14 protein-coding genes are annotated in these 25,732 nt (G+C 67.3%); all 14 read right to left on the minus strand.

All coding sequences use genetic code 11. From position 1 onward, the window contains the following. Positions 1 to 6 precede the first annotated feature (6 nt). A complete protein-coding gene (locus LG367_RS10355) occupies positions 7 to 798 on the minus strand; it encodes a general secretion pathway protein GspN (RefSeq protein ID WP_226469151.1) in 792 nt (263 codons plus the stop codon). Next, positions 785 to 1,444 carry a type II secretion system protein GspM gene (gspM, locus tag LG367_RS10360; RefSeq protein WP_226469152.1) on the minus strand — a complete coding sequence of 220 codons (660 nt, stop codon included), beginning with the start codon at positions 1,442 to 1,444 and terminating at the stop codon, positions 785 to 787. Before gspM ends, LG367_RS10355 begins: the two co-directional genes overlap by 14 nt. After that, positions 1,428 to 2,618, minus strand: a complete 1,191-nt coding sequence (locus LG367_RS10365) for a PilN domain-containing protein (protein ID WP_226469153.1) — start codon at positions 2,616 to 2,618, stop codon at positions 1,428 to 1,430. Before LG367_RS10365 ends, gspM begins: the two co-directional genes overlap by 17 nt. Further along, the gene (locus LG367_RS10370) at positions 2,615 to 3,493 is read right to left on the minus strand and encodes a type II secretion system minor pseudopilin (protein WP_226469154.1); all 879 of its coding nucleotides are present in this window, start codon (positions 3,491 to 3,493) and stop codon (positions 2,615 to 2,617) included. The genes LG367_RS10365 and LG367_RS10370 overlap by 4 nt, the downstream gene beginning before the upstream one ends. Continuing rightward, positions 3,490 to 4,182 (minus strand): prepilin-type N-terminal cleavage/methylation domain-containing protein, encoded by a 693-nt coding sequence (locus LG367_RS10375; protein ID WP_226469155.1) that lies wholly within the window; start codon positions 4,180 to 4,182, stop codon positions 3,490 to 3,492. Before LG367_RS10375 ends, LG367_RS10370 begins: the two co-directional genes overlap by 4 nt. Then, complete coding sequence (xpsI, locus tag LG367_RS10380) at positions 4,179 to 4,652, minus strand: type II secretion system protein XpsI (RefSeq protein WP_226469156.1); 474 nt, start codon at positions 4,650 to 4,652, stop codon at positions 4,179 to 4,181. The genes LG367_RS10375 and xpsI overlap by 4 nt, the downstream gene beginning before the upstream one ends. Next, positions 4,649 to 5,143 (minus strand): type II secretion system protein XpsH, encoded by a 495-nt coding sequence (gene xpsH, locus LG367_RS10385; protein ID WP_226469157.1) that lies wholly within the window; start codon positions 5,141 to 5,143, stop codon positions 4,649 to 4,651. The genes xpsI and xpsH overlap by 4 nt, the downstream gene beginning before the upstream one ends. Before the next feature lie 74 nt (positions 5,144 to 5,217). Then, positions 5,218 to 5,649 (minus strand): type II secretion system major pseudopilin GspG, encoded by a 432-nt coding sequence (gspG, locus tag LG367_RS10390; RefSeq protein ID WP_226469158.1) that lies wholly within the window; start codon positions 5,647 to 5,649, stop codon positions 5,218 to 5,220. A 202-nt stretch (positions 5,650 to 5,851) separates the two neighbouring features. Further along, the gene (xpsF, locus tag LG367_RS10395) at positions 5,852 to 7,069 is read right to left on the minus strand and encodes a type II secretion system protein XpsF (RefSeq protein ID WP_226469159.1); all 1,218 of its coding nucleotides are present in this window, start codon (positions 7,067 to 7,069) and stop codon (positions 5,852 to 5,854) included. 25 nt (positions 7,070 to 7,094) lie between these two features. Further along, the gene (locus LG367_RS10400) at positions 7,095 to 7,457 is read right to left on the minus strand and encodes a GIY-YIG nuclease family protein (RefSeq protein ID WP_226469160.1); all 363 of its coding nucleotides are present in this window, start codon (positions 7,455 to 7,457) and stop codon (positions 7,095 to 7,097) included. 36 nt (positions 7,458 to 7,493) lie between these two features. Continuing rightward, the gene (gene gspE, locus LG367_RS10405; RefSeq protein WP_226469279.1) at positions 7,494 to 9,194 is read right to left on the minus strand and encodes a type II secretion system ATPase GspE; all 1,701 of its coding nucleotides are present in this window, start codon (positions 9,192 to 9,194) and stop codon (positions 7,494 to 7,496) included. Between the two features lie 264 nt (positions 9,195 to 9,458). After that, positions 9,459 to 11,333 carry a S8 family peptidase gene (locus LG367_RS10410; protein ID WP_425490951.1) on the minus strand — a complete coding sequence of 625 codons (1,875 nt, stop codon included), beginning with the start codon at positions 11,331 to 11,333 and terminating at the stop codon, positions 9,459 to 9,461. A 135-nt stretch (positions 11,334 to 11,468) separates the two neighbouring features. Further along, entirely contained in the window at positions 11,469 to 21,332 is a 9,864-nt protein-coding gene (locus LG367_RS10415) for an ESPR-type extended signal peptide-containing protein (RefSeq protein WP_226469161.1), read from the minus strand. Between the two features lie 422 nt (positions 21,333 to 21,754). Further along, positions 21,755 to 25,669 (minus strand): phosphoribosylformylglycinamidine synthase, encoded by a 3,915-nt coding sequence (gene purL, locus LG367_RS10420; protein WP_226469162.1) that lies wholly within the window; start codon positions 25,667 to 25,669, stop codon positions 21,755 to 21,757. Between the last annotated feature and the right edge of the window lie 63 nt (positions 25,670 to 25,732).

Genomic DNA, 25,732 nt, shown 5'->3' on the forward strand with positions numbered 1-25,732 from the left:
TGCACTCTATGGGTTCTGGCCCGGCTGCGGCGGCCGTTGTTGCGCTTCCTGCCGCAGCTTGGCGCGGCGGGCTTCGATGCGCTTGCGGATGGCTTCGATCTGTTGCTGCGTGGCGGCGTCCTGCGCGGCATCGGCCGGATTGGGATTGGGCGGCACGTCGGCGCTTTGCGGCGGCGGGCGTGGCGGCGGCACCTGGTTCACGGCGGGCGATGGCACGGGTTGCCCCGGAATCGGGGGCGGCGGGGGCAGCGGAGGCGGCGCCGCGATCGCCGTCGGCGGTTCACCACCGGTGCCGTTGAAGACGCGCAATTCGAGCTTGCGTTCGCCTTCCGGTCCATTGAAGACCGCGCTGCGCGTATCGACCGAAGTCAGATGCCAGTTCGGCGCGGCCTTCGGCGCGTCGCCGACTTTCACGCGCATGGGTTCGCCGGTGCCGTCGGGCGTCTGCAGGATCGCCATCTGGAAATCCGGTGTGCGCAGGACGCTGGTGAGCACGTAATCGAAGGCGTTCGCCTTGCTCGCTTCCTCGCCTTCCGGGTTGATGGTGAAAGGCTGTGGACGGCGATCGTCGGTGAACAGCGGGCGTTCGCCGATGGCGGCGTATTGCGGTAAGGGGCCGAGGCGCTCGGGTACCTTGGCGACCGGCTGCGGCAGGCGACCGGCCAGTGTCGGATCGTCCTCCAGCGTCGCCACCTTGCCGCCGATACCGATCAGCGCGAACACCCACATGCCGAGCGCCCACAGCGCCAGCCCGCCCAGCAGCCAGGTCTTGGCGCCTGCCGTTTCAACCCGGCGCATTGACACCTCCCGGTCCTGGTCCAGGGGGATTCGAATTCGGGGCCGGCTGCGCCGGTGCCGCCGCCGGCTGCAGATAGCCGTAGAGATCGAAACTCACGTCCAGGCCCGCACCCTGTCGCGATTGCTGCTGGGCGACGAAGAAATTGGTGGAGAGGATGTTCAGATTGTCGACGAACAGACGCGGCGAGCCGTTTTCCAGTGAATACAGCACGGTCGCCAGCTCGGCATTGCCGCAGCGCAGGCGCACCTGCACGACTACGCGCGGGAAGCGCTGCGGACGAGAATCGGTGGTCGGCGAGCGGTTCTGGATCGCGCAGCTCTTGTTGCCCGGGCTCGCTTCTCCAACCGCGGTTTCCAGACGCTGCACCAGGCTCGCCGTCGCCAGTTCCGGGCTGCGCTCGGTCATGAATCCGGGAACGCGGCTGGATTGCAGCTGCAATTCCTGCAAGCGCCTGCGCACCTGCGGTTCCTGTTTCAGCTCCATCCGCGCGCGCAGATCACGCTGTTGCAGCGAGGCGATCTCCTCGTTGACTTCCAGCATCGGCGCCGTCCACCACGGGTGGACGAGCACGAAATAGGCCAGCGCCAGCACGCCGACGAGAATGCCCAGGGCCAGCCAGCGGTCGCGCTCAGGGCGTTCGGACATCGACGGCTCCCGGTTGCGATTTGGCGGCGTCGGTGACCGCGAGTTCGGCGGTCAGGGTGAAGCGGTCGCGGTGCGTGCGCGGATCGGGCTGCAGCGCGCCGGTCAGCGCCGGCTGGCGCCACAGCTTCGAACCCTCCAGCTTGATCACCAGCGCCGAGGCTTCGCTGCTCTGCCCGATCAGCGTCAGGCGCGTGTCCTCGATGGCAAGCTTTTCGACGTAGGTGGTATCGGGCAGGCGGCGCGCGAGTTCGTCGATCACCTCGACGGCGGTCGGCCGGCCCGCGCGTGCGTCCTGCAGGAAACGCAGGCCTTCGACCCGGTCGATCAGCTGACGCTTCGCGGCGGCGGCCTGACGCGCCTGGCTGCCGTGCTGATCGGCTTCGCGCTTGAGTTCGGCGGCGACCTCGCGACGGTTTTGGAGGATCTGCCACAGCCCCACGCCGAAGGCGAGCAGCGCGACGACGATGAAGACGTGGTTCCAGACCCGCCACGGATCGCTGCGCCGGCGGCGCTGCCCGTCCGTCAACAGATTGATGCCGAGCGCGCGACCCTCGCCGTCGACGACGTCCACACCGGCGAGCGTGGCCCCGAGCGGGCCGAGCGCGGCGAGCGCCTTGTCGAACGTCGCGCGCGGGACGACGACGAGTTCGACGTCGAGCTGATCGCCGCGGCGCGCGATGACACGCGCGTCGTAATGCACATCGGAGGCGGCGAAGGGGGTCTGTCGATCGATTTCGAAAGCGACGACGTCGCGCAGGCGGTCCGCGGCTGCGGCCGGCAGGGTGAGCCGCCGCCTGAGGCCGGCGCTTGCCGGCAGCAGCAGCCAGCGCGGCAGATCGACGATGCGCTGGGCGAGCAGTTCCGCCAGCGGGTCGTCGGTACCGATCTCCGTGGCGCCGCCAGCCTCGGGCGCCCAGGGGATCTGCCCGAGCTCCTCGTTGCCTTCCCCGCGCTGTAGCAGCAGATGCAGGTCGGCGCCGTCATGGCGAAACAGCAGGCGCTCGTGGGCGAGGCCGAACAGGGCGCGCAAGCGCGCCGGCAGCCAGCTCGCCAGCGCTTCGGTCCACCAGGTCCAGAACCCGTTGAACCCCGGACGCAGGCGCCCGCCGACCCGTCCGAACCTTTGTCGGAACGAGCCTGGCGACGCGCTCGTGTTGTCGACCGCGGACATCATCGCGGAATGGCTCCCTCTTCCCATCGCAGTGCCAGATAAGCGGATCCCGGCACAGTACCGATCCCCGCACGCACAACGGCCTTCAGCACTGCCTGGCGGCCATCCCGGAGCCGCGCGCGGCTGACGATACTATACGTACCGGTGCCGCCACCCAACAGCGCGGAGTCGTCGAGGTCGCCAGGCTTGGGCTGGGTTTGCTTGCGGCGTGCCAGGATCGGCGCCGCATCCACACCCAGTGCTTGCAGTACTTCGGCCGGCGCGTAGTTTGGATCAGGGCGCATCTGCCCGCTGTATACAGTGAGCAGCGGCGCCACCTTGGCGTAGAGCTGCGGCGTCATCCCCAGCACCTGTTCCACCTCGGCGACGGTATCGAAAGGCGCGTCCTTGGCGCCGTACGGCAGGCCCGCCGACGCGTAATCCGGGTCCTCGGCGCCGCCCTGAGGCTGAGTGAGGTTGTCGATATCGCGCCAATCGGCGATCGCGGCGGCGAGCCGGTCGGCTTCCTGCTTGTCGGTGCCGAGCACCACGAACAGCTGGCTCAGGAACGGCACGTCGGCGGTGTTGAGGTCGACCTTGCCGGATTCGTCGACGATGCTGACTTCCACCTGCGCATCACCGAACGCCCAGGGATAAGGCCGGCCGTCGGGCTTCCAGCGCAGGCGCGGATCGTTCTCGAACACCCGCGTCAGCGCGTACTCCAGACCGGCGCGTGCGGCCTGTCCGACCACCACTTCCTGATCCAGCGATCGCGCCTGCAGACGCTCGATGCGCGCGGAGAACGCGAATGCGGCGACCAGCGTGGCCAGCAGCGCGATGATCCACATCACCAGCAGCAGGGCGACGCCGCGCGCGCGCGCGGCCGGAGCGTTCCTCATCGGAACACCCCCGGCGCCTGATTGCCCGCCTGCGGCAACGACACCACCAGCCGCGGCCATTGGCCGGCGACCTTGCTTTCGATGTCGATCGACACCTGCACCGGCAGCCGGTCCGGCGTCTCCCACTTGTCGACCCACTCGTCGAGCTTGTTTTCGGCGTTGAGGCCGCGATAGCGCATCTTCACGGACACCAGGTCCGGCACCATCGGTTCGGGTGGACGCGGCTGCCGTTCTTCCGCCACCGTGTTTCCCACCACCGGCGCGAAGGACACCACCAGCTTCGCCTGTCCGCCGTCGTCGATGACGCGGATGTCGTGCAGATGCGGGCCGCCACGGCCGAGATAGTCCGGCAGGTCGGCGACGAAACGCATGTGATCGGATTCGCCGATGAAGCGGGTTTGCTCGCCGGTGCTGGTATCGATGGCGAATCCGATCAGCAGCGCTGAGGTGATGCGGCGGCGCAGGAAGCCTTCGACGGCGCGCATGCGCTCGTTCTGCTCGGAAATGAGTTCGCCACGCTGCTTGGTCGCGGTCGCCGCGCGCACCGTGGCGAAGGCCACGGCCAATCCCGCCGCCAACAGCGTCGCCGCCAGCAGCACTTCGATCAGCGAGAAGCCGGAAACCTGGCGCCGGCGCGCATGCGCGCGTCGCGAAGCCCGGATCGATGTTCTGCCGAATCGCGGATTCATGGCGTCACGCTCTGCGTCATGTCCGGCGTGGCCAGGCGCAGCGTTTCCAGCGACAACTGCCGCCCCGGCCCACCGTCGCCCCACTGCACCGTCAAGGCCAGCCGCAGCAGATGCGGCGCGCCAGGATTCTGCAACGCGTCCTGCCGCGGGCGCAGCGGATCGGTGTAATCGCTGATCTGCATCGTCCAGCGATATTTGCCGTCGTCGAACTCGCCATCGCGCGCGCCCGGTTGCAACACCTCGCCAACGCCGGTTTGCGCGAGCAGCGATTGCGCATGCAGCGCCGCGCGCCCCGCATCGGCGGAATCCCGCACCTGCCGCGCCGAGCCGGACAAGGTGCCGAGCAACAGTGTCAGCGCGAGCGCCAGCACCGCGAAGGCGATGATGATTTCGATCAGAGTGAAGCCGGTTTGCTTCCCCTTTGCCGAATGCCGCACGCGCGCGGCAGCCCTCCCCATTCCGTGTTTCATGGCGGCACCGTTTCCGCGCGCCACGACTTGACCTCTCCGGTCAACCAAGCGACATCGACATTCCAGCCTGCGCGCTTGACGACCAGTTGCACGCGCCCGCCGGTGGAAGCGCCGTCGGCGAAGAACACGATCGCGCCCTGTCCGCGACTGGGCTGCACTTCACGCGCGCCGAAGAAGCGGATCGAGATCTTGTCGGAGATGCGTCCCTGGCGTCCGGCGGCGCCTTCCCAGGTGTGCTCGCTCGGGCTGATGACGAAACGCTGCGGCGTGCCGGTGGCGATCGCCTGCGCGCGCGCGAAGCGCAGGTTGGCGGCCACATCCTGCGTCGCCGAGCGCAATTGCATGCGCTCGAAACCACCGGTCACCGCCATCACGCCGAGCAAGGCGGCACCGGCGATGATCGCCATCACCACGATGATTTCGATCAGCGTGAAACCGCGCTGATGTCCGTCGAAGGCATTGTGCGATCGCAGCACAGCGGTGGCGGGCAAGGGACGCTCCCCCGATGTCCGCACTGCGGCAACCGGTTCCCTACCCTGCCAATCCCGGCTGCCGAATTTCACGTTTACTCGAACTTGATGTCGCCCTTGACGCTGTCGCCGCCGGCCTGCTTGTCGGCGCCGAGACTGACCAGATCGAAAGGCTTGTTGTCGCCGGGCACCTTGTATTCGATCGGCGTGCCCCACGGATCCTTCAGATCCGCTTCCTTCGCATACGGACCGAGCCAGTTGTTGGCGCCGCCGGGCTGCGTGATGAGATCGTTGAGCGAAGCGGGCAGGTTGCCGGTGTCCATCTGATAGGACTGGACCTTCTCGGCCAGGGTCTGCACCTGTGCCTGCGCGAGCTTGAATTTCGCCTTGTCGCCGCCGCCCAGGATTCTGCTGGCCGCGAACGCGACGATGCCGCCGATCAGCACGGTGACGATGATGATTTCGATCAGGCTGAAACCCGCCTGTGCCGAACGCGGGGAGCCGGGGAAGGAACGTGAACGCCTCATCGCTTGCATCCTAAAAAGTTGTCGGGTCAAAAACTGTCAACAAAACCTGTCAAATACGGCGCCTGGCCGCCAGGAACGCCGAAGTCTCGCATTTCCCGCCAGCCGGGAAATGACCGAACCTGAATTCCAGATGTTGGATCGACGACCGGGCAAATGGTTCATCGCCCGGACGGCCGTTCTGTCCCCTGAATACGGCACGGCGTCACTGGATTGTATCGGTGAGGCCGTAGATCGGGATCAAGACCGCCATGATCACCGCGCCGACGATGCCGGCCAGGACCAGGGTGATCACCGGCACGAGGGCCGCCAGCATGCGGTCCAGGGCCTGCCCGGTCTCCTGCTCGAAGGTGTCGGCGGTCTTCAGCAGCATGGTGTCGAGCGCGCCCGACTCCTCGCCCACCTGGATCATCTGCAGGGCCAGCCGCGGGAAGCGCTTGCCCTTGGCCAGGGCCGCGGACAGACCGACGCCGTTCTTCACCTCGTCCGCCGCGGCTTCCACGTCGCTGGCCAGGGCGCGGTTGCCGAGCACGTTGCGGCCGATGCCGAGCGCGGTGAGCAGCGGCACGCCGTTCTTCAGCAGCGTGCCGAGGGTGCGCGCCAGGCGCGCGGTTTCGAGCTTGGCCACCAGCGAGCCGGCCAGCTTGCGCTGCAGGATCCATTCGTCGAAGCGCGCGCGTACCGCCGGATCGCGGCGCTTGCGGTCGAGCCACAGCAGCAACAGCGCCGGCACCACGATCAGCACGATCCACCAGTCGCGCACGAACAGGCCGAGGCCCAGCACGAGTTGAGTGAACCACGGCATCTCCGCATCGAGGCTCTCGTACATGCCGGCGAACTGCGGCACGACGTAACCGAGCAGGAACATCAGCGCGCCGATGACCAGCGTCAGCAGAATCGCCGGATAGATCAGCGCATTGATCACGCGGCCGCGCAGCGCGCCGCTGCGTTCGAGATATTCGGCCAGGCGCTGCAGCGTCTCCTGCAGACTGCCGCCGGCCTCGCCGGCGCGCACCATGTTGATGTACAGGCGCGAGAAGGTGCCGTGCTGGCGTTCCAGCGCCGTCGACAGCGCGCTGCCGCCGCGCACGGCGTCGCGGATGTCGGTGATGGTGCGGCGCGCGGCCTCGTCTTCTGGCAGCTCGAGCAGAATTGTCAGCGCCCGGTCGAGCGGTTGTCCCGCGCCGAGCAGCGTCGAAAGCTGCATGGTGAACTGCACGAGCCGTTCACCGGCGAATGGCTTGGGCTTGAACAACGCGTGCCAGGTGGATTCACCGCCGCTGCCGCTGGCGAGCGTCGCCTCGACCGGCAGATGGCCCTGTTCCTGCAGGCGCAGCGCAACCTCGCTGTCGCTGGCGGCTTCCATCTGGCCGTCGAGCATTTCGCCGCGGGTGTTGAGGGCTTTGTAGCGGTAGAGGGGCATGGCTCGGAGGCTTCGTTGTTGCTCGTCATTCCCGCGAAGGCGGGAATCCATGGACGTCTGCTTTAGGCATCTGCCCAGTGATATCGGACCACAGATCGCGCCAGGGCGGGTTACTTTCGTCTATCAGTCGAACCTTCCATGCGCGATTCCACTTCTTGATTCGCTTCTCCCGCTGAATCGCCGCCTCCATCGTGGAATGCAACTCGTACCAAACCAAGCGCGCAATCCCATAGCGTTTCGTGAAACCATCGACGACATGCTCGCGATGTTGCCAAGTTCTGGCTATCAAATTGCTGGTCACTCCGGTGTACAAGGTTCCGTTCCTATCGCTTGCCAAAATGTACACACAAGGTTGTCTTTCCACTGATTTCGTCCTTGAAACGTCCATGGATTCCCGCCTTCGCGGGAATGACGAACAAGAGCATCACGCATCCTCCGTTACGCGCAAAACTTCCTCGATCGTCGTCAACCCGGCCATCGCCTTGATGATGCCGTCCTCGTACATCGTGCGCATGCCGGCCTGCTTGGCGAGCTGCTCGAGTTCGCCCATGCCGGCATGGCGCATCACCGCGCGGCGCAATTCGTCGTCCATCACCAGGAATTCCATGATGGTGGTGCGGCCGTGGTATCCGGTGGGTGCCAGCGTGGAGCCGCGCGGACGATAGAGATAGATGTCGCCCTCGGGCTGATAGCGGCGCAGGCTGAACTTCTCGATCTCCTCCGGCGAGGCCAGATATTTCTCCGCATGCGTCGGTTCCAAGCGCCGCACCAGACGCTGCGCGAGGATGCCGTTGACGGTGGAGGTGAGCAGATAATCCTCCACGCCCATGTCGAGCATGCGCGTGATGCCGCCGGCGGCGTTGTTGGTGTGCAGCGTGGACAGCACCAAGTGGCCCGTCAGCGCGGACTGGATGGCGATGCGGCATGTTTCCAGGTCGCGCATTTCGCCGATCATGATGATGTCGGGGTCCTGACGCACGATCGAGCGCAACGCGTGCGAGAAATCCAAGCCGATCTGCGGCTTGGCCTGGATCTGGTTGATGCCTTCGATCTGGTATTCGACCGGGTCCTCGACGGTGATGATCTTCACATCCGCCGTGTTGAGCTTCGACAGCGCCGTGTACAGCGTCGTGGTCTTGCCCGAACCGGTGGGACCGGTGACGAGCAGGATGCCGTGCGGTTGGTCGAGCACCTTCTGGAATTGCGGCAGGAACTCGTCGGTGAAGCCGAGCCTGTGGAAATCGAACACCACCGTCTCGCGATCGAGCAGACGCATCACCACCGATTCGCCATGCGCGGTGGGCACGGTGCTCACGCGCAGGTCGAGTTCCTTGCCCTGCACGCGCAGCATGATGCGGCCGTCCTGCGGCAGGCGGCGTTCGGCGATGTTGAGCTTGGCCATGATCTTGATGCGGCTGATCACGGCGGCGGTGAGATTGCTGGGCGGGCTTTCGCCCTCCTCCAGCACGCCGTCGATGCGGTAGCGCACTTTCAGGCGATTCTCGAACGGTTCGATGTGGATGTCCGACGCACGCAGGTCGACGGCGCGCTGGATGATCAGGTTCACCAGCCGAATGACGGGAGCTTCGGAGGCGAGGTCGCGCAGATGCTCGACATCGTCCATGTCGCCGCCGCCTTCGCCGTCGGCGGTCTCGACGATCGCGCCCATCGCGCTGCGGCCCTGGCCGTGCCAGCGCTCGATCAGATCGTCGATCTCCGAACGCAGGCCGACGGCGAGCGCGACCTCGCTGCCGCTGGCCAGACGGACCGCGTCCACGGCGTAGGTGTCGTAGGGATCGGCCATCCACAGCACGAGGCGGTTGTTCTGTTCGCCGAGTGGACAGACGTGGAATTGCTTGAGGAAGCGTGTCGACAGTGTCTGGGCTTCCGCCGGCATCTCCGGCGGCGCATCCGGCGCGTCCTTGCCGGTCAGCAGCGGCAATCCGAGCACCTCCGCGCAGGTTTCGGCGTGGTCGCGCTCGGAAACCAGGCCCAGCCGCGCCAGCAACGACAGCAGATCGTTACCGGTTTCCTCCTGCAGGCGGCGCGCGCGTCCCAGGTCGGCTTCCTTGAGCCGGCCTTTCTCCAGCAGCGCCGCGACGATGCGCTCGTCAGCGGCACGCACGCCAGCGGCACCCTCGTTGACAGATGGGCCGACGGCGGAATGTTCGTGTCCGGGCTCCTGAACGACTGCGCTCACTGCGACCTCCTGAAGAAAGCCGACTTTAGCAGGTCATCCCGCATGCCCGACATCACAGCGGGCGGCTGCGCTCACAGCGCCGATCCCGGGGCGAACCGGACGTGAATCCGCCTCGAAACCCCTGTTCCCGGCACAAAAAAAGACCCCGGCTGGAAACCGGGGTCCAAAGTTTCGCGAGGACGATGCGATTTATTGACGCGCCACCAGGGTGACGCCGCTGTACGCCGCCGCACCCACCAGCTTGATGTAGTAGGTACCCGCCTGCGGGGCGGTGAAGCGCACGGTTTCGCTGTTGCCGACGCGGGTCGACTTGGCGTCGTAGACGCTCGTGGTCGGCTCGGCGTCGAAGCTGACGTACACCGAGACGTTGCCGGTGCCGCCGTAGGTCATGAAGCTGAGCACGCTGCCGGCGCTGGCTTCGAAGCTGTACAGCACTTCGCTGCCAGCCGTGCCGGACAGGCCGGTCACCGGCGTCTTGTTGACCAGCGGAGTGGCCTCCGGGCCGCACTGCTCGGTCTCCGGATCGCACGGCACTTCCAGCGCCTGGTCGAGCGCGGCCTTGGCATCGACGATGCCGGTGCCGATCGGCGTGCCGGAAGGAATGGTGACCGGGAACGGACGCGCGGTCTCCTTCAGCAGGGTTTCCATCGCCGCGGGCGTGAGCGGATCCCGTCCGGCTCCGGCCAGCGCGCTCTGCACCAGCGCGACGGTGGCGGCGACGTGCGGCGCCGACATCGAAGTGCCGCCGAGGCCGAAGTAAGTAGCTTCGCCTGCTTCCGGCGTGGTCTCGCTGTCGCTGCCGGTGGACCAGACATAGCCGTTCGGATTGCCGTCCACGCTGCCGCCGCCACCCGGTGCGGACAGATCGACGGTGGTGCCGTAGTTGGAGTAGTACGCGATTCCGCCGGTGACGCGCGTGGCGCCGACGGTGATCACGCCGTTGCAGTTGGCCGGGCTGCGCGTGGAAGCGTCGGCGGCCTGGTTGCCGGCCGAAACGACGACGGTGGTTCCGCGGCTGTTGGCGCCGTTGATCGCATCCTGGGTGGCGGCGTCGCATGCGCCGGGGCCGCTCAGGCTCAGGCTGACGACTTCGGCCGGATTCGTATTCGCCGGAACACCGTCCACGGTGCCGCCGGACGCCCAGATGATCGCGTCGGAAATATCGGAGTCATAACCGCCGCAGCGGCCGAGCACGCGCACCGGCAGCACCTTGGCGTTATGGGCGAGACCGGCCATGCCGATGCTGTTGTTGCTGACTTCCGCGACCGTGCCGCTGGTGTGGGTGCCATGCCAGCTGCTCGGCTCGCCGACCCAGTCGGCGCTGCAGTCGGCATCGAGGGTCCAGTCACCGTAGTCCTTGGCGCCGGGCACGCGCTCGTCGGTGGGACGGCGCGAGACGAAGGCGTCGGTGATGAAGTCGTAGCCTTCCAGCAGATTGGCCTGCAGGTCGGGATGGTTGAGCAGCACGCCGGTATCCAGCACCGCGACCACGGCGCCGTCTCCCTTCGAGATATCCCACGCCGCCGGCGCGTTGACGCCGCCCACGGCATTGTGGAAATGCCACTGGTACTGCGCGTAATACTGGTCGTTGGGCGTGAAAGCCTCGGTGGTCGCGGCGAGCACCTTGCGCATCGGCGCATCGTCGATGCGGCGCATGCGGTCGACCTGCGCGTATTCCACCGACGGATCGGCGCGAAGCTCGCGCACCAGCTGCTGCAGCTGCGCTTCGGGCACGCGACGCGAGAGCTTGAACAGTTCGGCGCCGGTGCCGAGCTTGCGAACGTAGTTCGCGCGGGTCGCGGCCACCTGGCCGCGCGCCGCGCTCAAACCGGCGCGTCCCACGGCGGAATTGACCGCGCCGAGCTTGGCATTGCGGTCAACGCTGACGGCGGTGCCCTTCTTGTATTTGACGATCAGGCGCGCGCCAGCCTGCGATTGCTCGGCCGTGACGCGTGCAGGTTCCTTGGTGATGAAAGGCTTGCCGGCGGCCTGCGCCGCAGGCATCACGGCCACCATCAATGCAATGCCGGCGATGCCGTACACAACGAATTGTTTCTTGCTGATCACGATGCAGTTCCTTTTTCAGTTTACGAAACAAGTGAAATCGCCGGCTGACGATTCCATCCCCAATGACCACGGCCAACGACCGCGGCATGCATCCGCGGGCTGTCTCTCGTCAGCCCACGGATGTTTTTCCGATTACCAGCCGAAGCCCGCGCCGATGCCGACCGACGTGTCGTCGCCGCTGGTCGCGCCGCCGATCGTGAACGTGGCCCGGTCGCTGATCGCCCGCTGATAGCCGATCGATAGCGCGCTTTCGCCACCCTGGAAGCCCACGCCCACGCCCACGCGGTTATCGCTACGGATACCTGCAGCACTCGTAGCCATGTTCAACATGGCCGCGCTCATCGCGCCCTGACGATCGATGCGGCGATCCTGATCACGCAGACGGCGTTCGACACCGTCCTTGAACACGCCGAAGTCGTCCTCCAGCGCCATGATCTTGGCGTCGGTGTAGGCCTTGGCCGAGTTCAACGTCTTGGTCGCGCTGGCGTCCATCTGGCGCTTGTTCACCGCATCGGTGGCCTGCGTGCCGTCGGCGACGTTCACCACCTGACGCTCGTTGCCAACGCTGCCGACCGAAACGGTGTTGGCGCGATCGGCCACCGAACCCTGGCCGAGCGCGACGCTATTCGCCGCCGTCGCGCTCGCGCCCTGTCCGATCGCCGTGCTCGATGCGCCGGACGCGACCGCGCCCTGCCCCATCGCTACCGCATTCGTGCCCGAAGCCGTGCCGCCCATCGCGACGCTGCTGCTGGGCACGGCGGAAGCGGATTCGCCCGCCGCGATCGTGCCGGTACCGTTGCCGCTCGCGTTGGTGTCGCCGATGCCCTTGGTCGGCTTGCTGGCGGCGGCCGTGCGATCGTCGCCGCCGGTGTCGCTCGCCGCGTCGCCGGTACTGGCCACTGCGCTGCCTTCGACGTTGGTCAGACGCTGATCGATCTGCGTGATCGTGGCATCCAGCGCGCTGATCGCATCGCCGACACTGAAGTAGCTGCCGCCCTGCACCATGTAGGTCGGTGCGCTGATCGTGCCGAACGCCGTCACCGACGCGCCGCCGCCGAGCGCTTGCGCCGTGCTGTCGAGCGCGTCGTACAGCTGGCCGCCGTTGACCGCCTGCGTGCTGCCGGCATTGACGTCGCCGGCCGCGAGGTTGTTGATCTTCGTGCCGTCCGCGCCGGCCAGGGTGATGCTGTCCTTGTCCTCGTCGTCGTAGCTGACGGCATTGGCGACGCCACTGGCGACTTCGTCGAGCTGCCCCTTGTTGACCGCATCGGTGGCTTCGGTACCCGCCGCGACGTTGGTGATCTGACGATCGACAGCTTCATGCACGTTGCCCGCGGCATCCGTCCAGGCATGCGCGGCACCGACCGACACCGAGTTCTCGCGTTCGGCCAGCGAACCTTCGCCCAGCGCGACACTGCCGGTGGCTTCCGGCGTGGTCCAGGCGTTGGCACCGAGCACCGTTGCGCGATCGGCCTGCGCGAAGCTGTTGAAGCCCAGCGACGTGGACGAACCGCCGATCGCCCAGCTCTCCGAGCCGATCGCGGTGGTGTAGTCGCCGACCAGAGTGCTGTCCCAATAGGAACCGGCATAGGCACCCGCACCGACCGCGACGCTGTACTGGCCGGCCGCGGCCGCGGAGCTGAAGGAACCATCGGAGAAACCGCCGATCGCCGTGCCGTACAGGCCGGTGGCCGATGCGTTCTGACCGACCGCGGTCCCCATTCCACTCTGGAACACCGTCTGACCGCTATCCGGGTCGACGACGAACATGCCCGTCGACGCACCCGCGCCGATCGCCGTGCCGCCGTCTCCGGCCATCGACCCCGCGCCCGTCGCGGTGGCGTTGAAGCCAGTCGCATAGGCACCGGAACCGACCGCCGTGGACTGATAGCCATCGGCCGTCGCGAAACCGCCGATCGCCGTGGCGAACGGCGCCTTGGCCCAGGCCAGTCCACCGACCGCGGTACCGAGGAAGCCCTCGACCTCGCTGCCCGAACCGATCGCGACGCCGTTGCTGCCGTTGCTGATGCTGTTGAAGCCCAGCGCCACGCTGCCGCCACCGTTGGCCTGCGCACCGTTGCCGCCGGCGAAGCTGGAACTGCCCGTGGCGATCGCGTTGCTGCCGAAGGCGCTGCTGTTCTCGCCTTGCGCAAGGGCGTTGTAACCCGCCGCGGTTGCGTTGTCCGCCAATGCGTTCGCGCCGCTGCCGTAGGCCGATGCGCCGTTGCCGATCGCGTTGGCCGCTTCGCCTGCCGCGGTCGCATTGTCGCCTTCGATGTACGCGCCGGCGTTGCTGTCCTCGCTGTCGCTCGCCTTGAAGAAGCGGTCCGTGTTCTCCGCCGTCTTCTCCACTTCCTTCAGCTGCGCCACGTTCACCGCATCGGTGTCTTCCGTGCCCGCCGCGACATTGGTGATCTGGCGCTCGCTGCCGACATCGCCCACCGACACCGTGTTCTCGCGCTCCGCGCGCGAGTCCGCGCCCAGCGCCACGCTGTTGGCCGCCAACGCGAATGCGTTCGAACCGACCGCCGTCGAGTTCTCCTCACGTGCGTAGCTGTTGTAGCCCAGCGCCGTCGACAGATCGCCCGTCGCCCATGCGCCATTGCCGAACGCAGACGCGCCAGCGCCCGTTGCTTGAGTGGTGATCAAACCGAAGAACGAGGTGCCGCCGACCGCCGTGCTCTCTTCTCCGGAGGCTTCCGCCGATTCGCCCACTGCCGTTGCGCCGCTGCCGCTAGCCGTCGCGCCGTAGCCGAAGGCCGAGGCGAAGTCGCCGGTGGCCGCGCTGTAGCCGCCGACCGTGGTCGAGGCCAGGCCCGAGGCTTCGCTGCGGAAGCCCGTCGCCGTCGCCTGCGTGTTCGAAGCCACCGATTCGGAACCGGTCGCGGTGGCGTAGGCACCGGTGCTCTGCGCACCTTCGCCGGTCGCCGTCGCACCGATCTCGCTCGCCGTCGCACCGAGACCAATCGCGGTCGACGATTCACCCGAAGCGACACTTTCCGCACCGAGCGCCGTCGCGCCGTCGGCGCTGGCGGTGCTGTAGTAACCGACCGCGGTGGATTCGGTGCCGCTGGCTTCGGCCAGCGCGCCGTTGGCCACGCTACCGTCGCCGGACGCGACCGATGCCGCACCCGTCGCGGTGCTCTGCTCGCCCGAGGCTTCGCTCTCCGCGCCGACCGCCGTGGCGTACTCGGCGGTCGCCTGGCTGGCAGCACCGAACGCAACACTGTTCGCAGCCTGCGCGATGGCGTTGTAGCCGACGGCAACTGCGCCATCGGCAAGCGCATTGGCGCCGCTGCCGTAAGCGGATGCACCCGTGCCGATCGCATTGGCCGCTTCGCCCGAAGCCGTGGCGTTATCGCCTTCGGCATACGCACCCGCGTCACTGTCGTCGCTGCCGGTCGCCTGGAAGTACTTGGTGTCCTGCGTGACGGCCTCCAGCTGTGCGAGGTTCACCGCATCCGTCGCTTCGGTACCGGCCGCGACGTTGGTGATCTGGCGTTCCGCGCCGACATCACCCACCGACACCGTGTTCTCGCGATCGGCAAGCGAACCGGATCCCAACGCCACCGAATTCGCGGCGAGCGCCTGGCTGCCGGCACCGATGGCGATCGCGCTCTCGGCATCGGCGAACGAATTAGTACCGAACGCGATGCTGTGCAGGCCGTTGCCGAAGGCCTGGAAGCCGACGGCGACGCTGTAGTCCTCGTAACCGAACGCGCCGCGGCCCACCGCGACGGCGTTGGCGCCGGGCGTCCAGCTGTTGTAGCCGATCGAAGTCGAACCGTTGCCATCCGCCCAGGCGGCATTGCCGAAGGCGCTGGAGTTCGTGCCGGTGGCCCACGCGTAGTTGCCGAATGCGGTGGCGCCATCCGCGGTCGCCCACGACATGGCGCCGACCGCGGTGGTCTCCTCGCCACTGGCCCAGGCTTCATCGCCGATCGCGGTGCTGTAGCTGCCGGTCGCGCGCGACTTGTAGCCGCCGGCGAAGGCATGATCGCCCGTCGCCTGCGCGCCGTAACCGTAGGCGCTGCTCACCTCGCCCGTCGCCTGCGCACCCGCGCCGACGGCGGTGGCGTTCTCCACCGACGTGGTACCGACCAGCACGGGGTTGCCGTTCTCATCGAGAATCGGCTGGTTGAATTCGTCGTAGGCCTGGCCCATGCCGCCGACCGCGACGCTGCCCGCGCCATCGGCGGTGCTGTTCTGGCCGACCGCGACGGTGTTGGTGCCAGCGGCGGTGGCGCCGCTGCCGAACGCGGACGCGCCATTGCCGATCGCGCTGGCGGCCTCGCCTGCGGCGGTTGCGTTGTCGCCTTCGACGTACGCGCCGACCGCGCTGTCTTCGCTGTCGGTGGCCTTGAAGAAGCGATCGGTGTTTTCCGCCGTCTTCTCCACTTCCTTCAGCTGCGCCACGTTGACGGCATCGTTGTCGTTGATGCCGGCGGTGACGTTGGTGATGCGGCGCGTGGCCGGATAACCACCGTTGCCGGTGCCGTTACCCACCGAGACGACATTCTCCTCGCTGGTGCGCGAACCCGCGCCCAGCGACACGCTGTTGGCGCCGTTGGCCCAGGCGCTGACGCCGATCGCCGTGGCGTTGGTCGCATAGGCGAACGTGTCGCGGCCGAGCGCCGTCGCGCCGGCCTGCGTCGCCCAGGCGAACTGGCCGACCGCGGTGGTCCTATCCGCCGTCGCCCACGCCGAGGCACCGACGGCGGTGGTGTTCTCGCCCGTGGCGCGCGAACTCGAACCGATGCCGATGCTGTTCAAGCCGCTGGCGGTAGCCGATTTACCGACCGCGATGCTGTTGGTGCCGGTGGCGGCGCTCTGCGTGCCCAGCGCCGTGCTGTAGTCGCCGGTCGCGTTGGCGACCGCGCCGAAGGCCGATGCCTGCTCACCCGGCGCATAGGCACCGACGCCCGCCGCCGTGGCTGCAAAACCATCGGCGCTCGCGCTCGCACCCAGGGCCGTGCCACCCACACCGGCGCTGGTCGCGCCCGTGGTCACGGGCTGACCATTGTTGGTGATCAGCGGATCGCCGTTTTCATCCACCGCGATACCGCCCACGGCCACCGCGGCCGGGCCGGTCGCCTGCGCGTTGTTGCCGAAGGCGGCGCTGTTCTGACCGGCAGCCAGCGAGTTGTAGCCGACAGCAACCGCGCCATCGGCAATAGCATTGGCGCCACTGCCGAATGCGGAAGTGCCGTTACCGATCGCATTGGCCGCTTCACCCGCCGCGGTCGCGTTGTCGCCTTCGATGTACGCGCCGGCGTTGCTGTCCTCGCTGTCGCTCGCCTTGAAGAAGCGATCGGTGTTCTCCGCCGTCTTCTCCACTTCCTTCAGCTGCGCCACGTTCACCGCGTCGGTGTCTTCGGTGCCCGCCGCCACGTTCGTGATCTGGCGTTCCGCGCCGACATCGCCCACCGACACCGTGTTCTCACGCTCCGCGCGCGAGTCCGCGCCCAGCGCCACGCTGTTGGCCGCCAACACATACGAGTTCGCACCCAGTGCCAGCGAGTTCTCCTCGCGTGCGTAGCTGTTGTAGCCCACCGCCGTCGACAGATCGCCCGTCGCCCATGCACCGGTACCGAAGGCCGAAGCCGCTTCGCCACTGGCTCGCGTGTTGATCAGGCCGAAGAAGGTCGTACCACCGACCGCCGTGCTCTCCGCGCCCGAGGCTTCCGCCGATTCGCCCACTGCCGTCGCGCTGCTGCCGCTGGCGGTTGCGCCATAGCCGAACGCCGAGGCGAAGTCGCCACTGGCCAAGCTGTAGCCGCCGACCGTCGTCGAGGCCAGGCCCGAGGCTTCGCTGCGGAAGCCCGTTGCCGTCGCCTGCGTGTTCGAGGCCACCGATTCGGAACCGGTCGCCGTGGCGTAGGCGCCGGTGCTCTGCGCACCTTCGCCGGTCGCGGTCGCACCGATCTCGCTCGCGGTCGCACCCAAGCCAATCGCGGTGGACGATTCACCCGATGCAACGCTTTCCGCACCGAGCGCCGTCGCGCCGTCGGCGCTGGCGGTGCTGTAGTAACCAACCGCGGTGGATTCGGTGCCGCTGGCTTCGCTCAGCGCGCCGTTGGCCACGCTGCCGTCGCCCGAAGCAACCGCAGCCGCGCCCGTAGCCGTGCTCTGCTCGCCGGACGCTTCGCTTTCCGCGCCGACCGCCGTGGCGTACTCGGCCGTCGCCTGGCTGGCAGCACCGAGTGCCACGCTATTCGCGGATTGCGCGATGGCGTTGTAGCCGACCGCAGTAGCGGCATCGGCGATCGCGTTCGCGCCGCTGCCATAAGCGGAGGCTCCGTTGCCGATCGCATTGGCGGCTTCGCCCGCCGCGGTCGCATTGTCGCCTTCGACGTATGCACCGACCGCGCTGTCTTCGCTGTCGGTGGCCTTGAAGAAGCGGTCGGTGTTCTCCGCCGTCTTCTCCACCTCCTTCAGCTGCGCGACGTTGACCGCATCGGTATCTTCGGTACCCGCCGCCACATTCGTGATCTGACGCTCCGCGCCGACATCGCCCACCGACACCGTGTTTTCACGTTCCGCGCGCGAGTCCGCGCCCAGCGCGACGCTGTTCGCCGCGAGCGCGAACGCATTCGAACCGACCGCCGTCGAATTTTCCTCACGGGCATAGCTGTTGTAGCCCAGCGCCGTCGAGAGATCACCCGTCGCCCATGCGCCGTTGCCGAAGGCCGAAGCGCCGGCGCCTGTCGCCTGTGTCGTGATCAAACCGAAGAACGAAGTGCCGCCAACCGCCGTGCTCTCCTCACCGCTGGCTTCGGCGTATTCGCCGACCGCCGTGCTGCTCGTTCCGACTGCCGCCGAGCCCGTGCCCACCGCGGTGCTGTAGTCGCCGATCGCGTTGGCAACCGCACCGAAAGCGGACGACTGCGCGCCCGAAGCATAGGCGCCAACGCCCGTGGCCGTCGAAGCGAAGCCTTCGGCATTCGCGCTCGCACCGAGCGCCGTTCCGCCGACACCAGCGCTGGTCGCGCCCGTGGTCACCGGCTCACCGTTGACGGTGATCAGCGGATCGCCGTTTTCGTCCACCGCAATGCCGCCGACGGCAACCGCGGCCGGGCCGGTCGCCTGCGCATTGTTACCAAAGGCCGCACTGTTCAGACCTGCCGCTAGCGAGTTGTAACCGACAGCAACCGCGCCATCGGCGAGTGCATTCGCACCACTGCCGAAGGCCGATGTGCCATTACCGATCGCATTCGCCGCTTCGCCCGCCGCGGTCGCGTTATCACCTTCGACGTAAGCGCCTGCGTTGCTGTCCTCGCTGTCGGTCGCCTTGAAGAAGCGGCTCGTATCCCCCGCTGCCTTCTCCACTTCCTTCAGCTGCGCGAGATTCACCGCATCGGTGTCTTCCGTGCCGGCCGCGACGTTGGTGATCTGGCGCTCCGAACCGACATCGCCCACGGAGACCGTGTTCTCACGCTCCGCACGCGAATCCGCACCCAGCGCCAGGCTGTTGGCTGCCAGCGCGAACGCGTTCGAACCGACCGCCGTCGAGTTCTCCTCACGTGCATAACTGTTGTAGCCCAGCGCCGTCGAGAGATCACCCGTCGCCCATGCGCCGTTGCCGAAAGCGGAAGCGCCAGCGCCTGTTGCCTGCGTCGTGATCAGACCGAAGAACGAAGTGCCGCCGACCGCCGTGCTCTCCTCGCCGCTGGCTTCGGCATATTCGCCGACTGCCGTGCTGCTCGTTCCGACCGCTGCCGAGCCCGTGCCCACCGCCGTGCTGTAGTCGCCGATCGCATTGGCGACCGCGCCGAAAGCGGACGACTGCGCGCCCGAAGCATAAGCACCGACGCCCGTGGCCGTCGATGCGAAACCTTCCGCATTCGCGCTCGCACCCAGCGCCGTGCCGCCGACACCAGCGCTGGTCGCGCCCGTGGTCACCGGCTCACCGTTGACGGTGATCAGCGGATCGCCGTTTTCATCGACGGCGATACCGCCCACGGCCACAGCAGCCGGCCCCGTCGCCTGCGCGTTGTTGCCGAAAGCCGCACTGTTCAGACCTGCGGCCAACGAGTTGTAACCGACGGCAACCGCGCCATCGGCGAGTGCATTCGCACCACTGCCGAAGGCCGATGTGCCGTTACCGATCGCATTCGCCGCTTCACCCGCCGCGGTCGCATTGTCGCCTTCGACATACGCGCCGACCGCGCTTTCTTCACTGTCGGTCGCCTTGAAGAAGCGATCAGTGTTCTCCGCCGTCTTCTCCACTTCCTTCAACTGCGCCACGTTCACCGCGTCGGTGTCCTCGACACCAGCGGCCACGTTGACGATCTGCCGTTCGAAGCCGACGCTGCCGACGGATACGGTGTTCTCGCGATCAGCGATCGACTGGTAGCCCAGCGCGACGCTGTTGACTGCGAACACATCGGCTTCCGAACCAATCGCCGTGCTGTAGTCGACACGCGCCTTGGCCCAGCGGCCGAAGGCGCTGCTGTTCTGGCCGTCGGTGCCGGAGAGCTGACCGACCGCCGTGTTCTCGTCGCCGTAGGCGATGCCGCCCACCGCGACGCTGCGATCCCCATGCGCTTCCGACCAGGCGCCGAGCGCCGTGCTGAACGCACCGTAGGCACGCGTCTGCTCGCCGACGGCGACTGCGTTCAATCCGCGCGCCGTGCTCGCGGCACCGACCGCGACCGAAGTCTCGCCGCTGGCTTCCGCGACGGCACCCACGGCCACCGCACCGTACTCGGTGGCGCGCGCGGCGACACCGATCGCGGTGCTTTCCTGGCCCGATGCCGTGGTGTGCCAGGTTTCTTCTTCCCAGGTGCCGCCGTTGATGACGGTCATCTCGCCGCCGATCGCGGTCGAGCCCTGACCGCTGGCTTCGCTGCCGGTGCCGTAAGCCGACGCGTTATCGGCACTGGCTGTCGCGCGATTGCCGCCCGCCGTGGCGGATTTGCCCTGCGCGCTCGCGCCGCTGCCGAATGCCGTCGCGTATTCGCCTTCGACCGATGCGCCGTCTTCGCTGTCGGCGCCGGCCGTGGCCTTGAAGAATTTGTTGGTGTTTTCGGCGGTCTCGGCGACTTCGTCCAACTGCGCCTTGTTCACCGCGTCTGTATCGTTGATGCCTTCACTGACGTTGGTGATGCGGCGCGTGGCCGGACCGACCGTGCCGGCGCCGCCACCGTTACCGACCGAGAACACACCCGCTTCGTCCGCGCGCGCGCCGTAGCCGATCGCCACGCTGCCCGCCGCCGCTGGCGCGACGTAGGAATTGAATCCGATAGCCACCGCACCTTCCGAATGGCTTTGCGCGGAATAGCCGACCGCCGTGCTGCGCTGGCCGAACGCCTGCGTGTTGGAACCAAGCGCGGTGCCCGCGGTGCCCTTCGCCCAGGCGTTTCCGCCGACCGCCGTGGTGTTGGTCTGCTGCGCGCGTGCGTTGCTGCCGACCGAAGTCGCGCTGGTGTGCGTGGCTTTGGCCGCATCGCCGAGCGCAGTGCTGCCGGTGGCGCTGGCTTCCGCGTTGTTGCCGCACGCGAGCGAACCGGTCGGCTGCCCGCTGTCACCGGCCTGCTTGCAGACCGTGTTGGCGCCAGCGGTCGGCGGCGCTGCCTGCGGCACGGCGCCCGGCCGTGTGCCGTTGTCGTTCTCGTCCGAATTCGCCGAGATCGCAGCGATCGCACCGGCGGTGAGCGCCGCCTGCAGCAGCATGCTGCTCTTGTCCTTGCTCGCGACAGGCGCACTTTCGGCGGGACTAGATTTCGCCTCGTCCGTGCAATCCGGACTGGCTGCCGCGCCATCGCCGGCCTGTTTGCAATCGACGTTGTCGACAGCCTTGGCGCTCTGCGCCTGCTTGCCTTCGTCGAGGGGCTTCTCCTGCTCCGCGATCGCAGGCGCCGCGACAAGTGCGCTCGCCACCACGATCGCCTGCAACAACCGCGCGCCTTTTCCTTTGCCTTTCGTCTTCGCCAGTTCCGAAACCACCACCACGCCGCGATCGGCATCCCATACCTTGCGGAAAATGCGGTTCATTGCTTCAACCCCTTCTGTTGTTTGTTTGGCGAAGATGACGCGTGCGTTCGCGCAGCAGGCGCCGCGCGAATTTCGATTTCGGTCTTTCCCAATAATTCCGGCTCGGCGATTCGGTCTTCCTTGTCCCAACGAGCTCCCCTCAGCCCATCCCGTTTCGCTGGGTCAATGAATGCAGCCTGACGACGGAATAGCCCGATAGTCGCTTCGGGGCTTTTTTGACGTCAAGTGAACAAAAGTGACTTCAGACACAAATTTTTTTCTTGCGTCTTCATTTCGCTCTCACGCTCAATCGTTTTTTTATCAAGGGTTTACCCCTTAAAAAATCGCGCGAACGAATCGCTGCCTCCTCTTGATGCAGGCGCAAAAAAACCCGGTTCTCACGAGACCGGGTTCTCTTTTATTTTGTGATGTGTTTCCTGTTTCTATCCGGCGCGACTGCGCACATTGCGGAACATGCGCAACCACGGCGAGTCCTCGGACCATTCGCGCGGTGACCAGCTGAGGTTGGCGGTGCGCAATGTGCGCTCGGGGTGCGGCATCAGAATCGTGGCACGCCCGTCCTCGCTGCAGAGCCCGGCGACGGCGTCCATCGAGCCGTTCGGGTTGGCGGGGTAGCTGGCCGCGGGACTTCCGTCACCCTCGACGTACCGCAGCGCGACGCGTGAGGCCGTGCGGTCGATGGCGTCGGCGAACTCGGCGCGTCCCTCGCCATGCGCGATGGCGACGGGAATGCGGGAACCGGCCATGCCGCCGAAGAACCACGACGGCGATTCCACCACTTCCAGCATGCCGAAGCGCGCTTCGAACTGTTCGCTGCGATTGCGCAGGAACTGCGGCCAGTGCGCGGCGCCGGGAATGATGTCCTTCAGTTGCGACAGCATCTGGCAACCGTTGCACACGCCGAGCGAGAAACTGTCGCCGCGCGCGAAGAACGCCGCGAACGCATCGCGCAGCGCTGCGCGTTCGAGAATCGATGTCGCCCAGCCACGGCCCGCGCCGAGCACGTCGCCGTAACTGAAACCGCCGCAGGCGACGAGTCCCGCGAACGTCTCGAGTTTCGCGCGCCCGGAAATCAGGTCGCTCATGTGCACGTCGACGGCGTCGAATCCGGCACGCGTGAACGCGGCGGCCATCTCGACCTGGCCGTTGACGCCCTGCTCGCGCAGGATCGCGACTTGCGGACGAGCGCCGGTGGCGATGAAAGGCGCGGCGATGTCCTCGGCGGGATCGAAGGTCAGTTTCGGCTGCAGGCCCGCCGCATCGAAACGGCGAACGGCCTCGCGCTCCTCGTCGGCGCAGACGGGGTCGTCGCGACGCTTCTGCATCGCATGCGTCACCGACCACCAGGCGTCGAACAGCGCATCCCAGCGCCATTCCACCAACGACTCGTTGTCGTCGAGCACGCGCACGGTCGGCGCCGTGGTCGGGCGCGCGATGCGCTGCGCGCATTCGATCAGGCCATGACTGGCGACGAGGTCAGCGAATTCGGCGCGATCCTCGCCGCGGATCTGCACGATCGCGCCGAGCTCCTCGTTGAACAGCGTGCGGAAGACATCGTCGGCGCGTTCGGCACCCCAGCCTTCCAGTGCGATGTCGAGGCCGAGATGCGAGCAGAACGCCATTTCGCACAACGCCGCGAACGCGCCGCCGTCGGAACGGTCGTGATAGGCGAGCAGCAGTCCGGACTCACGCGCTTCGCGGATCAGCTCGAACAGGGCGCGCAACCGCTGCGGATCGTCGAGATCGGGCGGCGTGCCGCCAAAGGCCTCGAAGCATTGCGAGAGGATCGAGCCGCCCAGGCGCTGGCGTCCGGCACCGAGGCCGATCAGCCAGATTTCCGTGTCGGCTTCGCGCGAGAGCAGCGGCGTGAGCTGCGCACGCGTGTCCGTCACCGGCGCGAACGCGCTAACCACTAGCGATACCGGCGACACCGACTTTTGCGCGACGCCACCGGCATTCCACTGCGCCTGCATCGACAGCGAATCCTTGCCGACCGGAATGCTGAGATCGATCGCGGGACACAATTCCAGGCCAACCGCTTTCACCGCATCGAACAGGCGCGCGTCCTCACCCGCGTGTCCGGCGGCTGCCATCCAGTTCGCCGACAGCTTGACGCGATGCAACGTTTCCACCGGCGCGGCGCAGAGATTGGTGATCGCCTCGCCCACCGCCATGCGCGCGGCGGCGGCGGAATCCAGCAGCGCCAGCGGCGTGCGCTCGCCGATCGCCATGGCTTCGCCGGCGTGGTTTTCGTAATCCGAGAGCGTGATCGCGCAATCGGCCACCGGCAGTTGCCACGGGCCGACCATCTGATCGCGGGCGGTGAGTCCGCCCACCGTGCGATCGCCGATGGTGATCAGGAAGTTCTTGGCGGCAACGGTGGGATGCGCGAGCACGCGCAGACCGGCTTCCTGCAGATCGACGCCGTCGGTCGACAGCGACGGCCAGCGCGCGGGTCGCGGACGCTGGGTATCGCGGTGCATCTTCGGCGCCTTGCCGAACAGCACGTCCATCGGCAGGTCGATCGCGAATCCGCTCTTGCCTGCTTCCGCATCAAGATGGGCGACATCGGCGCCGTAGCCGACGACCAGCCGCTCCTCGGCGGTGGCCACGCCGACCGCTGCGAACGGACAGCGCTCGCGCTCGCACAGCGCGGCGAAATCGGCGAGGCGCTGCTGCGCCACGCCGAGCACGTAACGTTCCTGCGATTCGTTGCACCACAACTGCATCGGCGAGAGCGAGGGATCGTCGCTCGGCACCTTGAACAGATCGATCACGCCGCCGACGCCCGAGTCGTGCAGCAATTCCGGAATCGCGTTCGACAGGCCGCCAGCACCGACGTCGTGGCACCACAGGATCGGGTTGTCGTCGCCGAGCGCGGCGCAGCGATCGATCACTTCCTGGCAGCGGCGCTCCATCTCCGGGTTGTCGCGCTGGACGGAAGCGAAATCGAGATCCTCGGCACTGTCGCCCGAGGCGACCGAACTGGCGGCGCCGCCGCCCAGGCCGATCAGCATCGCCGGGCCGCCGAGCACGATCACCGCATCGCCCGGTGAAAGCAGTTTCTTCTCGACCAGACCGCGATCGATGGCGCCGAGACCGCCGGCCAGCATGATCGGCTTGTCGTAGGCGCGAGCGAGGTCGTCGCCTTCCTGCACTTCGAAGCTACGGAAATAACCGGTGAGATTCGGCCGGCCGAATTCGTTGTTGAACGCGGCCGCGCCGAGCGGGCCGTCGGTCATGATCTCCAGCGCGCTGGCCATGCGCGGATTCAATGCGCGTGGCTGTTCCCAGGGCTGCGGCAACGTCGGAATGCGCAGATGCGAAACGCTGAAGCCGCACAGACCGGCCTTGGGCTTGCCACCGCGACCGGTGGCGCCTTCGTCGCGGATTTCACCGCCGGCACCGGTGGATGCGCCGGGGAACGGCGAGATCGCGGTCGGATGATTGTGCGTTTCGACCTTGATGCAGAACGCGCTCTCGTGCACGTCCTCGTGGCGGTAGGTGTGCGTCTGCGCATCGGGGCGGAAGCGCCGCGCCGGATAACCTTCCACCACCGCGGCGTTGTCGCTGTAGGCCGAGAGCGTGTGCTCCGGCGTCTGCGCGTGGGTGTGCTTGATCATCTTGAACAAGGACAGCGGTTGATCCTCGCCGTCGATGGTCCAGGAGGCGTTGAAGATCTTGTGCCGGCAATGCTCGGAATTGGCCTGCGCGAACATCATCAGCTCGACGTCGCTGGGATCGCGGCCAAGTTCGGCGTAGCGCGTGCGTAGGTAGTCGATCTCGTCGTCGGCGAGCGCGAGGCCCAGGCGCGCGTTGGCGGATTCGAGATCGGCCAGGGCGATGCGCTCCAGTTCGCCGCGCGCGGGCACGGCGAACAGTGCCGCGGCCTCGTCGTGCGCGGCGAGCAGCGACTGCGTCATCGGATCGTGGAGCAATTTCGCCAGCGCCGTCTGTGCCGCCGCGTCGGACGGCCAGCCGGCCAGATCCAGACGCATGCCGCGCTCGACGCGCTTCACCGGCAATCCGGCGCCGCGCAGCAGTTCGGTGGCCTTGCTGGCCCAGGGCGAGATCGTGCCCACGCGCGGGGCGACGTAGCGGGACACCGCCCCATCGGCGCGCGGCGCGGCGGTGTCACCGGCCTGGAGGATGCGGTGCAGGGTCGCCGCGTCAGGGAGCGCGGCGGGAGCGCCGCCATCCTCTCCGCGAAGCGGTTCCACCCAGTACACGTACCAGGCGCCCGACACGCGGACGGAGGGTGAGAGGGATTGCAGACGGGTTTGGAGCCGGTCGCGACGGAACGGAGACAGGGCCGGCAGGCCCTCGAGGACGATCATGTCCGGGGGAGCAGACGCTGGGAAGCGGGGCGGTATTGTACCTGACAGCTAACGCGATGCTCC

This window comes from Luteimonas panaciterrae (genome assembly GCF_020511115.1).
Classification (GTDB): Bacteria; Pseudomonadota; Gammaproteobacteria; order Xanthomonadales; family Xanthomonadaceae; genus Luteimonas; species Luteimonas panaciterrae.

Bases quoted from the DNA above. Each gene is read 5' to 3' on its own strand.
- LG367_RS10355 (WP_226469151.1), bottom strand. From the start codon at position 798: ATGCGCCGGGTTGAAACGGCAGGCGCCAAGACCTGGCTGCTGGGCGGG.
- gspM (WP_226469152.1), bottom strand. From the start codon at position 1,444: ATGTCCGAACGCCCTGAGCGCGACCGCTGGCTGGCCCTGGGCATTCTC.
- LG367_RS10365 (WP_226469153.1), bottom strand. From the start codon at position 2,618: ATGATGTCCGCGGTCGACAACACGAGCGCGTCGCCAGGCTCGTTCCGA.
- LG367_RS10370 (WP_226469154.1), bottom strand. From the start codon at position 3,493: ATGAGGAACGCTCCGGCCGCGCGCGCGCGCGGCGTCGCCCTGCTGCTG.
- LG367_RS10375 (WP_226469155.1), bottom strand. From the start codon at position 4,182: ATGAATCCGCGATTCGGCAGAACATCGATCCGGGCTTCGCGACGCGCG.
- xpsI (WP_226469156.1), bottom strand. From the start codon at position 4,652: ATGAAACACGGAATGGGGAGGGCTGCCGCGCGCGTGCGGCATTCGGCA.
- gspG (WP_226469158.1), bottom strand. From the start codon at position 5,649: ATGAGGCGTTCACGTTCCTTCCCCGGCTCCCCGCGTTCGGCACAGGCG.
- xpsF (WP_226469159.1), bottom strand. From the start codon at position 7,069: ATGCCCCTCTACCGCTACAAAGCCCTCAACACCCGCGGCGAAATGCTC.
- LG367_RS10400 (WP_226469160.1), bottom strand. From the start codon at position 7,457: ATGGACGTTTCAAGGACGAAATCAGTGGAAAGACAACCTTGTGTGTAC.
- LG367_RS10415 (WP_226469161.1), bottom strand. From the start codon at position 21,332: ATGAACCGCATTTTCCGCAAGGTATGGGATGCCGATCGCGGCGTGGTG.
- purL (WP_226469162.1), bottom strand. From the start codon at position 25,669: ATGATCGTCCTCGAGGGCCTGCCGGCCCTGTCTCCGTTCCGTCGCGAC.